The 12,971-nt window shown below is 33.5% G+C and carries 10 protein-coding genes and 1 pseudogene; 2 read left to right on the top strand and 9 right to left on the bottom strand.

What is annotated here, in order from left to right; genetic code table 11:
* Positions 1-108: 108 nt before the first annotated feature.
* On the top strand, positions 109-1,326 hold the full coding sequence (locus E1J38_RS07575; protein WP_133355441.1) for a glycosyltransferase: 1,218 nt from the start codon (positions 109-111) through the stop codon (positions 1,324-1,326).
* On the opposite strand, the gene E1J38_RS07580 is transcribed toward E1J38_RS07575, so the two are convergent.
* The 3 genes from E1J38_RS07580 to E1J38_RS07590 are packed head-to-tail and all read right to left on the bottom strand — an operon-like array spanning position 1,316 to position 7,121.
* Positions 1,316-2,833: a glycoside hydrolase family 2 TIM barrel-domain containing protein gene (locus E1J38_RS07580; RefSeq protein ID WP_133355442.1), complete on the bottom strand. Its 1,518-nt coding sequence runs from the start codon at positions 2,831-2,833 to the stop codon at positions 1,316-1,318. The genes E1J38_RS07575 and E1J38_RS07580 overlap by 11 nt on opposite strands.
* Positions 2,830-4,035, bottom strand: coding sequence for a hypothetical protein (locus E1J38_RS07585; RefSeq protein ID WP_133355443.1), 1,206 nt, complete (start codon positions 4,033-4,035; stop codon positions 2,830-2,832). Before E1J38_RS07585 ends, E1J38_RS07580 begins: the two co-directional genes overlap by 4 nt.
* A complete protein-coding gene (locus E1J38_RS07590; protein ID WP_133355444.1) occupies positions 4,035-7,121 on the bottom strand; it encodes a putative glycosyltransferase family protein in 3,087 nt (1,028 codons plus the stop codon). The genes E1J38_RS07585 and E1J38_RS07590 overlap by 1 nt, the downstream gene beginning before the upstream one ends.
* A gap of 184 nt (positions 7,122-7,305) precedes the next feature.
* Here E1J38_RS07590 and E1J38_RS07595 point away from each other — a divergent pair, with 184 nt between their 5' ends.
* Positions 7,306-8,490 (top strand): glycosyltransferase, encoded by a 1,185-nt coding sequence (locus E1J38_RS07595; RefSeq protein WP_133355445.1) that lies wholly within the window; start codon positions 7,306-7,308, stop codon positions 8,488-8,490.
* A gap of 73 nt (positions 8,491-8,563) precedes the next feature.
* Here E1J38_RS07595 and E1J38_RS07600 read toward each other — a convergent pair.
* The 6 genes and pseudogenes from E1J38_RS07600 to moeB form a co-directional block, all read right to left on the bottom strand.
* Positions 8,564-9,010 (bottom strand): annotated as a pseudogene (locus E1J38_RS07600) (RNA methyltransferase).
* A gap of 25 nt (positions 9,011-9,035) precedes the next feature.
* On the bottom strand, positions 9,036-10,043 hold the full coding sequence (gene moaA, locus E1J38_RS07605; protein WP_133355446.1) for a GTP 3',8-cyclase MoaA: 1,008 nt from the start codon (positions 10,041-10,043) through the stop codon (positions 9,036-9,038).
* A 79-nt stretch (positions 10,044-10,122) separates the two neighbouring features.
* Entirely contained in the window at positions 10,123-11,034 is a 912-nt protein-coding gene (gene moaCB / locus E1J38_RS07610) for a bifunctional molybdenum cofactor biosynthesis protein MoaC/MoaB (protein WP_133355447.1), read from the bottom strand.
* Positions 11,035-11,059: 25 nt separating this feature from the next.
* The gene (locus tag E1J38_RS07615; RefSeq protein WP_133355448.1) at positions 11,060-11,407 is read right to left on the bottom strand and encodes a four helix bundle protein; all 348 of its coding nucleotides are present in this window, start codon (positions 11,405-11,407) and stop codon (positions 11,060-11,062) included.
* Between the two features lie 26 nt (positions 11,408-11,433).
* On the bottom strand, positions 11,434-11,877 hold the full coding sequence (locus tag E1J38_RS07620; protein WP_133355449.1) for a molybdenum cofactor biosynthesis protein MoaE: 444 nt from the start codon (positions 11,875-11,877) through the stop codon (positions 11,434-11,436).
* Between the two features lie 10 nt (positions 11,878-11,887).
* The gene (gene moeB, locus E1J38_RS07625; protein ID WP_133355450.1) at positions 11,888-12,964 is read right to left on the bottom strand and encodes a molybdopterin-synthase adenylyltransferase MoeB; all 1,077 of its coding nucleotides are present in this window, start codon (positions 12,962-12,964) and stop codon (positions 11,888-11,890) included.
* Between the last annotated feature and the right edge of the window lie 7 nt (positions 12,965-12,971).

Consider the following 12,971-nt stretch of genomic DNA (forward strand, 5'->3'; position numbering starts at 1 on the left):
ACCATTCGTCTACAGTAATTTTCCATCTACCTAAATACACCATAAATATTCTGTAATACGCTGCATCTTTGTAGTGTAAATCACAAATAACATAAAACTCAAATCATTATGAAATTAGCAATCGTTACAGCATATCCACCAAGTAAAGTTACTTTAAATGAATACGCATATCATTTAGTAAAACACTTCAGACAAAACCAAAATATCACAGAATTAGTTTTACTTACTGATACTACCGAAGGACAAAAAGACATCAACTTTACAGAAGATGAATGTAAAATCACAGTTAAAGAATGCTGGACATTTAATAGCTATTTAAACATTGTAAATGTTACCAAAGCGATTAATAAAGTAAAACCAGATTCGGTTCTATTTAACCTGCAGTTTATGAAGTTTGGCGATAAAAAAATAGCGGCAGCTTTGGGCTTAATGTTGCCATTAGTTTGTAAGCTGAAAAAGATTCCAAACATTGTATTACTTCACAATATAATGGAAGAAGTAGATTTAGGAAGCGCTGGATTTACTAATAATAAAATCATGCAAAAAATATATGGTTTTATTGGAAGTACATTAACACGATTGATTTTGCAATCTGATACCGTTGCAGTGACCATGCAAAAATATGTTGATGTGTTGAGTAAAAAGTACAAAGCACTAAATGTAAAATTAATACCTCATGGCACGTTTGAAATTCTTGAAGAGCCTAGTTATGATATACCTTTAGAACCTTTTAAAATAATGACTTTTGGAAAGTTCGGAACGTATAAGAAAGTGGAAGGGATGATTGAAGCTGTAGAAATGATAAGAGAAGTTTCTGATTTAAATATTGAAATTGTAATTGCAGGAACTGATAACCCAAATACACCTGGATATTTAGAAAGCGTACAAAAACAATATAACCATGTTAAAGGTTTAACCTTTACCGGTTATGTTGCTGAAGAAGATGTGCCAAAGATATTTAAAGAAAGTGCAGTAGTAGTATTTCCATACACATCAACTACAGGAAGTTCTGGGGTGTTACACCAAGCAGGAAGTTATGGAAAAGCAGTTGTGATGCCAGATTTAGGAGACTTAGCGTTGCTAGTTCAAGATGAAGGTTATAGAGGTGAGTTTTTTGAACCAACAAGTGCAAGTAGTTTAGCCGTTGCATTACAGAAAATATTGGAAGATAATGCATATCGTATCTCTCTTGAAAAAGCAAATTATAAGGCGGCTACGGCGTATCCAATGTTTAGAATTGCAGAAATGTATATCAATACGTTTGAAGCAATCATAGCCAAAAAATCTTCAACAAAATCCATTCAAGCAGAAGAAGTTATTCTTTAGAAATGTATTTAAATGCGGGCTTAGTCTCTCCATTTTGGTCAATAAAACCAAAATAGCCTTGAGCCTGTTTTCTCCAAGGAAGTCTACCAACGACTTCCTTTGGTATTTCTGTAAAGTCATAAAGTGTCCAGCTCATAAACTGGATGTCATTTTTTGCAAATAGAGTTTGCGCTGCTTTATGATGATCGGCCTGATCTTCTTCAGAATTACCAAAAGGACGCCACAAACCACGGTAAGAGGATAGCCCAAATTCTGTAATTATAACAGGTTTGTCTGGAATATTAGTTTTTAATGTTTTGTATTCGGTTTCTAATGCATCTAAATCTTCATAATAGTGAAAGGATACAAAATCGACCTTGTCTTTCAAGATAGTTGCACTTTCTGTATTAGACCACCCTATGGTTACGGGGTGTATGGTATCAGTTGATTTAACGGTTTGTATCATCTGTTCTGCCCAAGCCAGTACTTTAGTTTTTCCTCTGGATTCAAAATCTAAATTAGGTTCATTTTTGATATCCCATGCTAAAAGTGCGTTATGATCCTTTAGTGCTGAAACTATGTTAATGGCGTGATGCTGATTTAAAGTCCAGTTAAGCACTTCATAATCCCCATAAAAATCAAAGAGAGTTATTACAACTTTTAGCTGTTGGTTTTCAGCAAGATTTAGAACGGTTTTTAGTTTTTCTAATTTATCAGATGTAACATTAGCACGTCCAAAATCATCATAAGGCACAAAAATTCTAATACTGTTTAAACCAGCTTCTTTTATAATTTTGAAATCTTTTGAAATGATATTTTTATCAAAATCGTCACCATACAAATTCCATGGTGTGGCTTGCGGATAATAATTAATACCTTTAATGTTGGTAATGGTTTTGGATACAGATGTCAACTTCTGTTGATAAGGTTCACTTTTTTCTTTGATGAGATGTCTTGTGCGCCAAAACCCATCTTCCAACAACATAATAATTTTATAGGTTGACACTTCTCTAGTTTCTAAAAGGATCTCATCATTTTGATACAGACGTTTGTATTCTAAAACATCTTTATCTCTCAATACAACCAGTTGGCCATCTTCACTAAAAAACTCTAGCGTAAGATGATGCTCTAAAGTGGTGCCATCAATCCATATATTGTCGTTGCTGTTCTTCTCAATAAAGTTGTAGATAGAAGTTCTTGCATTTTCGGTGTAGTAATCTTCAATGCCTTGTGTGGTATTTGTTTTGTATGCAACATGTCTCACATACCACGCGTCTAAATAATCAGTTTCAATGGATTTTAAAGTTTGCATATCCATTGGGCGTCCTTCGTTTTTCAAAGGTGCCCATTCCAATTTTGGTAAATACTGATCTATCTTTTTTATCTCCGTATGGAGCATTTTACTTCTATCAGCACCTGTGTTTAAATATGAAATTACACTACCTATGCCTAAAACAATGATAACCGTTATTGCTATGTATGACAATAGCAAAAGTGCCCGCATTATATTTTTGTTTAGGCTTTTCATAATTTTAAATGTGCAATAGATTTAGAAATTCCTGCAGTTTTAATTATTATTTTATAATCTCCTGTTGGCAATTGATCTGGTTTGAGTTTAAAGCCAACATAGCCTTCGTAACTACTTTTGCGTTGGGTATGTAATACTTTATCATCGGCATAGACTTCTAAAATTACTTCTAATCCATCTGGAATCATCTGGTTCATGAAACTTTTTAGCGGGCCAATGGTAATGCTCCGATTATTATCAGAAAGTGTGATATCAAAATCCGTAATTACAGATTTAAACGAAATATCAATGCGGTTACTTTCCGCCATACCTTCAATAAAGGCTTGAACAGACCAATCATCCGATTTACTAGGGTGAATCATTTTAGCGCTAGCAACACCATCAATTGTGGTTCCTGAGGTTTTTAAAATAGTATTATTTTTTGTTCTAATAAAGAATTCAATATAAGTGCCATCGCTAATTGTATTATCGTATGCATCTTTTATTTTGGATGTGAAAAAGGTGGTGATTTGATTACCGTCTGCATAATCGTGATCTCTTTTGTATTTAATTTCAAAGTTAGTAGGAGGTGCCGGCATGATACTAATATCGTATTCCTTTGAGTTGAAGCCCATGCAGGAAGAACTCAGTAAAATACGACCTGTTTGTAATGGCGAATATATGTTTTGGTAACTAATGCCATTTTTAATTTTAACCGAATCCACAGTTTGGTTATTTTGAAATTGATGTTTGATAGCAACTTTAGTGCCTTCAGCCAATGGGTTATCATGTTCATCGGTTGGAATGGGAACCATCATACTAAAATCTTTACCGCCAGCAGAAATACTTGGTGGCCCTAAATAGGTCTGGATTTTTGAAACGGTTTTAGTAGGCACAATTTTTATGATACCCTGTAGGTTTGCAGTTGCAGCAAGTAATTTCCAATGTATAACTCCTGATTTTGAAGACACATTATTTGGGATTTTATAACTTAAAGTATTATCAGCTCTATCGCCTTCAATCAATGTAGTTCCAAAGCTATTACTTACATACAACGACGGGGTTTTACTAGATGTAGTTAAAAATTTTAAAACTACGGTATCACCTGCAACAAACTCTGTTTGGGTAGTTATTAACTTAAAATCATCATTAAAAAATGCATGAACATTTAATGACAATAGCATCACCAAGAGAAGGGTAATATGTAGTTGTAGTTTTTGCATTAGTACGGCGCTCCTAAATAAGCATTGGTTTCAATTTTTATATAACTATAAATGGGATGATTTATGGGTTGTAGTTCTGAATATGTTTGGTTTTTTATGCGATTTGGTACTACTTTATTTGAAATATCTTGATTTGGTAAACCATTTACAAAACAATTTGCCATATTATCATTTATGATGGTGGTTTGCTGGTCTAAGAATTCATATTCAAAACTTTGTTGGCGTTGTTGCCTGATACCTTCCTTAACGAAGATATGGTCTACCCACACCAACGTCTTAGCATCATCATAATAAGATACTAAAATTTGAGGTATGGTAATTTCCATGATACCAGAATTAAATAATTTACCAGAAAATCCGTGGTTTGAAAGTTCTAAATCACTTAACACAGTTTGTTTGTATAAATCTGACCCAGACACATTTCCAGCGACTTGCAAATTGAATTTGGTAGGTTGCTCCTCTAATTCAATCGGTGTAAACTCATCAGGATTAAATGTTTTTGGGATGGAATCTTTTGTTTTAGACCAAGCAATACCTTCAAAATTAATTCTAAAAGAACTTACTTCTTTTGGCATCAATTTATGCTTTACCTGATGTTTGGCGTTATAGGTGGCCAATGCTTTATTTTTGTCATTATAAAGCGTACCTTTTAAAACGACATCGGCCGGCACATTATCAATATTCTGCACCTCACCAACCAGTACGTAGCTTTTATCATGCTTTACCAGTTTCGCAGAAAGGATCTCTAATACAGGCTGCTTTAAAACATCTTCGTGATGTGTTTGTTCGGTTGTAATACGGCGTCTACCTTGATTGAAATACTGTGTTTGATTATCGGTATAAAACTGATTTGGCGGTAAATCTAAATCAATAGCATCAGGTTCAATAAACCATTTTCCATTTATTTTGACAAGAGATTTATAATACGTTTTATCAATTTTTTCTAAAGGTGTAATCCATTTTGTATTGACAATTGCAGAGGCTAGCGTATCAGTTTTATTGGTGACTTCAATATCAATAGCATCCAATTTCGCATAAGAACTTAAAAGGCCATCGGTAACAGAAATTTCCAGCATATATTGAGAAATAGATAAATTACTTTTTGGGTTGATTAATTGATGTGCTGTTTCAAACTGTTTAAAATCTAAAGCATCGTAATATGCTAAAATGGCATTTTTAGGCGCATGGTGGCTATTGTTTTTTATATAAAATTGATAAAAGCCAAAGCCAACGATTATTACTAAAATGAAAGACCAAATATGATTTATGTTTAAAACCCGTTTGGAAAAATGGGTGTAGCTGGTTTTAAAATTCAGGTAATCAGGATTGTGTTTTAGTCTTGTTTTTAAAGCGCGTGCAATGAGCAAGTGCACGTTTAAAAAGAATGCCATAAGAACCGTTAAAAACGGAACTATTCCCCAAAGTATTTTTTGCCATTGTGCTACATCTTCTTTTGGAAGAATGGAAGAAATTGGTGGTACATTTAACTTTTCCCAAACCTGAATACCATTTTCTAGTTGCCTTAAGCGTTGCCATCCGCAGAAATACAGAATAGGGTCGTAAAACTTATCGTTAGAGAAAATGTATTTTAGATTATACTTTTCGGGTGTGGTTAAAAACTGTTGTAGTGATCCAATACCTTCTACACCTTTAAATTTTGAGTTTTCTAATCGTTCTATAGGTCTTGTGGTAAGCTCAGGAAGTCTTCTCGCAGAATGGTAGTTGCCATCTACACTCATGGCTTTAGTTTGAGCTGATAACCACGCCATTTGATCCCCAAACCCTAAAGTCATGTAACGCCATTGGTCATGCTGGTCTTGATTCAAAAAATTAATAATGGGTAACATTTTTATTTTCTGGGGTTGCCCTGGCCTAAAATATCCCAAACTCATGGTAAAGATGGTCATGAAAACAAATAACCCAGCAAACACACCCCCAATAATTCTATGGTAAACGGCTCCAAATTTATCCTGCATTAAGGTTTTTAAATCGCCTTCAACTAATCTATATGCAAACTCCCCAAAAAGTGGTATAGACATTATTGATGCCCAAAGTGTAAATCGGTCTAAGGTTAAAATATTAAACGCTGTTTCTCCTAAAAACAGTCTGGGAATGGGAGTAGTACCACCAGTACCAAGCACCGTTAATATGGTAATGGATAAGCCAAAAAACAAATAGCGTTTATTGTAATACCTATAAAAAATGTAAGGCAATATAATGAGTAAAACGCCCCAAGGAATTAAAAAGAATACCAAGCCAGAGGAGGTAATTTCTAAAAAATTATCTCTAGATCCATGTGGTATGGGAACTTGGGTTATGGGGTTGTTTTTAGAGTTTATCCAATAGGGTAAAATACAAGTGATGATAATAACTAAGGATAACAACCCAAAACTTACGATACGTTTAAAAAGGTTAAAGAAACTATTTAAAAATACTTTAAACGTAACGGCTTTCATGCTACCTGCCTTGTCTTTCGATACATCCATAAGTACCATACCAATAAGCGGAAAAATAAAGAAAACCATTCCAAAAATTGGCGTTACATGGTGGGAGGTAACCGTAACTGCTATAAGAGATAAAGAGGTGAATAAATATTTTATTTTACCAGTTTTTAACCATAAATATATTTCCGGTAACGCATGCATTAACACCGAAATACCAATGATACTTGGTAATTGTCCAAATACATGCAATGTTTCTGCAAATGAAGACGATAATGCTGCTAAAACAGATGCATAACCCGCTACAGTTCGGTTTCCAGTAATTAATAAGGAAAACCGGTAAGCACCAGTTATAAATAATACAATACCAATTAGCGCAACCGTAAAAAGCCCAAATTTTAAACCACCAATATAAGATAGTGCAGCTATAGATTGATGTACCAAAGGCGGGTAACTCATCACGGTAAAACCTGTGTACCATTTATAGTTCCACGGTTCAAACCAACTAGAAGCATAGTGTTCTGCAAAAAATAAGTGGATGAGGGCATCATAGGTACTTTCTAAAGTGAAAAATATAGAAGTCCCATGAAATGCAATACCTATAAGCAGTGCAACTATTAAGAATTTATTTGAGGTCTCTTTCATTATTTTTTTGAACGGTAATCGCTACATGGTAAAGATAAATAATTTAATTGCTGCCTTAAATTTTATTTATCTACACAAAATTACCATTCGTCTATACTTACCTATTAGTTAAGCTAAATATAGATTTTTGAAGATACTTCAAGTGTAAATTTGTCCTGTAATTAAAAAACAAAAACACTCAAAAATGAAAATATTAGCCATAGACGATCAACAATTAGTTTTATTACCATTACAAAAAAGATTAGCCGAATTAGGATATGAGGTTAAAATAGAAACAGATGCTAATGATGGTATTTTACTTTACAACTCATTTAATCCAGATTTAGTTATTGTAGATATTAATATGCCAGGTGTTTCTGGGTTAGATATTGTAAAATATATCAGAAATTCTAAAAATGCTGATACACCAATAATGGTTTTATCGGGTAATACAGAAGATAATATTATCACAACTGGTTTTGAATTAGGTATTAATGATTATATGAAAAAACCATTAAGCCTTAATGAAATTTGTGCACGTGTAAAGCGATTAATTGGTGCGCCTGAAGTTAAAAATATAGCCCACAAAAGTGATGTGATGATTCAAGAGCGTTGTGTAGGAGTTGTTATTCCTTGTTATAATGAAGAAGAACGATTACTTAGTAAAGAGTTTACAGATTATATAGATAAAAACTCTGGTTACCATTTATGTTTTGTAAACGATGGTAGTAAAGATAATACTCTAGAGGTTTTAAAAGCATTACAAAAAGGTAGAGAAGAGTTTATTACTGTATATGACTGTGAGAAAAATGGAGGGAAAGCAGAAGCTGTACGATTAGGAATGTTACATATGTCAAAAAAAGAAGATCTAGATTATATAGGATTTTTAGATGCTGATTTATCAACAGATTTAGCAGATTTTGATGACTTGGTTAAAACTATAGAACATTCAGAATTTAAAATTGTAAGTGGTTCTCGTATTGCTAGAATGGGTGCAAATATTACTAAAGAATCAGCCAGAAAAATTATCAGTTTAACTATCAATTTTATTATAAGAAAGATTTTAAAAATGGATTTTAAAGACACACAATGTGGTGCTAAAATCTTTAGAAAAGATGTGATTCAACTCGCTTTTGCAGAAAAATTTGTAACCCAATGGATTTTTGATGTTGAAATATTTAAGAGAATAAGTCAGTATTACGGATTATCTAAAGCAAAATCTATATTATGTGAGCAACCATTAAAAAGATGGATTCATGCTGATGGTTCTAAGCTTTCAATGAAAGATTCAGTTAAAATTGTTGGACAGTTAGCTCAAATTGCTTGGGTATATAGAGGTAGAAAAAAATTGGTTGATAGTACTCAGATTGAACTCAAATTAGTTCACTAGAGTTAATTTAGTTTGATTTGTTTATGTTTTTGTGATTAAAAGGCGGTACTTTTTGTACTGCCTTTTTATTTTATTATGACCTAGGCTTATCAATTCCTCTGTCATACATCACAATACTACCAGCAACAGAAACGTTTAAACTTAATTAAGACTTAAACTTCACTAAAAAATGACTTTTTTCAATAGCTTTTTTTGATAATCCTTAATCATCATTACCAAGCAAATACACACAATGTCTTGGATGATGAAATGCTTTCAGGCTTTCAGCATCATAGGTCAACTCAACGCCTAAAATTCTTGTGTCTTTTGGTAAGTTGTTATAAAACTCTTCAAAAGAATACGGCATCGCCCTAACGGTATTATGAGTATCACAAGCTTGTTTTGCATAGCGGTTGCCAATGGTGAAAATAAAGCTAGCTCCTAAATTATGTTCAGATAGCCAAAGTACGCCTAAGTTTTAAGGTGTTTTTCCGTTTTGGATGCCGATACCGAAGAATTCGTTTTCAAAGTTATTGTTCACCTTTTAAAAGTAAATATTCTTAAGATTATCCCCCAATAGTAATCATACTTCTATTTTTTGAATGTAAATCAGGTTTCTGAAGCTTCTTTAAAGTATCCATGCCACCTCGAACTTTAAATTTAGCTTGTACTGCTTTATCGATTATGGATTCAATGGGTTTTCCAGCTCGAAGCGATGTTAATAAATCAGATTCTGTAGCAGAAAATAAACAGTTTTTTAATTGGCCATTAGCCGTTAAACGTAGTCTATTGCAAGAATCGCAAAACGGATTTGTAACTGAACTAATGATTGCAAAGCTACCTTGATACCCTTTTATTTTATAGTTTTTTGATGTATCATTTGGCGAGTCTTGTAAGCGTATAATATCTTTTTCTTTAAATGCTTCGCTTACATATTTCATCACTTCGGCATACGACACCATTTTACTCATATCCCACTTATTGCCATCAAAAGGCATAAATTCTATAAACCGAACCGAAATGGGCAGATCTTTTGTAAAGTTGATAAAGTCAATAATTTCATTATCATTAAATCCTTTCATTAAAACAGCATTTACTTTTACCGTAAAGCCTTCTTTAACTAATAATAAAATATTATCATAAACTTTTTTGAATTCATGACGCCGTGTGATATGCTTAAATTTTGAAGCGTCCAAGGAGTCTAAACTCACATTAATTTTGTTGACACCATTAGCCTTTAAAATAGCAACAAATTTATCTATAATTACGGCATTAGATGTGATGGACAATTCCACAGGAAGCGACGCTAATTTTTCTAAAATTACAGGAATATCTTTTCTTACTAAAGGTTCACCACCCGTTAGGCGAATTTTTGTTACACCATGCTTTACAAAGGTTTTGGCAATTTCATATATTTCCTCATAAGTCATTAAATGACTTTTTGGCGATAGTTGAATACCATCCGCAGGCATACAATAGGTACAGCGTAAATTACAGCGCTCCGTTAACGAGATACGTAAATAGGCATGATCTCTACCGTGGGTGTCTTGTAATATGTTTTTGTTTTCGCTCATATTCTCACTCTGTTTAATCGTTGAATTGTTAAACCGTGTAATCGACTAAGCGATTTAACTATTCCACATATAAACAATTTTAATCGTGTCTAGCCCCTTTTAAAATTCTAAAACTGTGTAATACTGCTGGAAAAATGGCATCCATAGATTCTTTAGCTCCATTTGTGGAACCTGGTAATGCCAATACTAAAGTATCTCCCATAGTGCCAGCAACAGACCTAGATAGCATTGCAAAAGGCATGCGACCTTGACCGTAACTTCTAATCGCTTCCTCTATTCCAGAAACACGTCTGTCTAATAGTGGTAATAACGCTTCGGGTGTAACATCGCGTCCTGAAAGCCCTGTGCCTCCAGTATAGATTACCATATCAATACCCTGTTCTTGATAGGTTTTAGCCTTATCTTGAATAGTATCAATTTCATCAGGAATGATAACATATTCTGCAATAGAAACATTACAAGACTTCAGCTTTTCAATAATGGCCTTACCTGCTTTGTCTTCTTTATGCCCTGCTGAAATGGTATCACTACATACTACAACGGCTGCCTTCAAATCTTTTCTAAAACTATCTTTAAAATCAGATTTCCCACCTTTCTTTTTAAGGAGTTTTATGGTGCTAATTTCAATGCCTTTATCAATGGGCTTTAACATGTCGTACATATTTAATGCTACAACACTTGCGCCATGCATGGCTTCAACTTCAACGCCCGTTTTGTAAATGGTTTTAACGGTGAATAAAACAGTGATTTCTAATCCGTTAATTTCATATTCAACACTTGTAAATTCAATAGGTATGGGGTGGCAATCTGGTAAAATATCTGGGGTGCGCTTAACTCCAAGTAATCCCGCTGCTTTGCTCATTGCAAATACGTTTCCCTTTGGTACAGTATCATTTTTAATAGCTTCAATAGTTTCGGGTTTACTAACCTTTACTATGGCTTGCGAGACTGCTGTTCGTAATGTTGTTACTTTATGTGTTATATCGACCATTATTCAATTTTCAATTTTCTATTGATTATTTATTATTTGCTGTTTTTCTAGAGGCTATAAAGATTGCTGTTAACTCGCTAGATTCTTTCAGAAGAAATTCTACTTTATCTTTTTGAATTAAGTTTTCATCTAGTGTAAACTCTAACCAAAAATTGGATTCATCCACTTCTTCTATTACAATACTAATTTTGGCAACAAAACTGGCTTTGGATTGGGCTATACAAGTTGCTCTATAATTGGCTGCAACTGAAGTTGAAGACCTGATTAGTTGTCCTTTTATATGACTACCTAAATAAGTACTTGGAAGTAATTCAGTGAACTTTACACAATTATGAGCAAATAATTTAGTCCTTTTTTTGAGTTGTTCCTTCATAATAATCAATAATAAATAGTCAATAATCAATTATTCACTTTCCATTGGTGGCTAGTATCCTCAAAAATCTCTTTTCCAAAAACAGGAACATCTGCTTTTATGGCTTCAACAATATATTCAAGCGCTTCAAAAACGACTTTACGTCTTGGTGAGGACACAAAAACAAACAAACAGATTTCGCCTGCTTTTACAGTTCCTAAGCTGTGGTAGATGTGCATGCAGGTTAATTCAAATTTTTCAAAGGCAGCCTCTCTAATGTCATGGAACTTTTGGTTTGCCATGTCTTCATAAGCTGTGTATTCGATTGCAGCAACTGTTTTTCCATCAATCTCATCGGCACGTACTTGCCCTAAGAAAATATTGTGAGCTCCAATACTTGTTTTGGTTTGGTGTTTATATATAGAATTGCCTATAAAATCCGAAGAAATGGCTCCTTCTCTAAATACGTTTTTGGGTTTTTTATCTGACATTGGTCTTTTCTTAATATTGTTCTTTTAAATAGTTTTTTATTTCTAAAGCACCTTCAATAATGCTAAAGCAATTTTTAATTTTTTGTTCCTGTAATATCTTAACAGCGTGTTTGCTGCGTATTCCTGATTGACAAAAAATGGCTTTCTTTTTTATGGCATCAATTTCATTAATTCGGTTTTCAAGTTGGCTTAAAGGAATACGTGTAACTTCTAAACCTTCAATTTTAGGTTGTTCATCGGCTTCTCTAATATCTATAAATTGAATGTTGTTGTTGGATAAAAGGTCTTCAAATGAAGCCATTGTAACTTCAACTTCACAATGAAAATCTACTTTTGTTTTATGAAAGCCTTCTTTGTTTTTTAAAATAGATTTAAAAATAGCTTCATTTTTCTTCACATTTATAATTGATGTTTGAGACGTCAAAGCATTATAACACAATAGTTTTCCTGAAAGGGTAGTGCCAATACCTAAAATAATTTTTAAAATTTCATTGGCTTGCATGCTTCCAATAATACCTGGTAAAACCCCCAAGACCCCTATTTCTGAACAATTAGGTATGGCATCCTTTTTAGGTGGATGTGGAAACAAGCAACGGTAACTTGGACCATTTTTATAATTAAACACAGAAACCTGCCCTTCAAATTTATAGATAGCTCCAAACACCAAAGGTTTGTTGGTAATGACGCAAGCATCATTTACCAAATAGCGCGTTTCAAAATTATCAGAGCCATCTACAATAATGTCGTACTGACTAAATAGCTCAAGTGCATTTTGATAGGTAAGTGCTTCTGGATACACTTTAATTTCAATATCCGAGTTTAAATCTTCTAATCTATTTTTCGCAGCTATTGCTTTATTTTTACCTAAGGATGAAGTCCCAAATAACACTTGGCGTTGAAGATTAGACAATTCCACTTTATCAAAATCAATAATACCAATAGTACCAACGCCGGCAGCGGCTAAGTATTGTAATATAGGACAACCTAAACCACCTGCGCCAATAACTAACACTTTGGCTTTTGAGAGCTTGTCTTGACCCTCTTGACCAATTTCTGGTAAAATGGTATGTCTGTTATATCTGTTCACTTCGTGT

Source organism: Seonamhaeicola sediminis, assembly GCF_004358095.2.
GTDB classification, from domain to species: Bacteria; Bacteroidota; Bacteroidia; order Flavobacteriales; family Flavobacteriaceae; genus Seonamhaeicola; species Seonamhaeicola sediminis.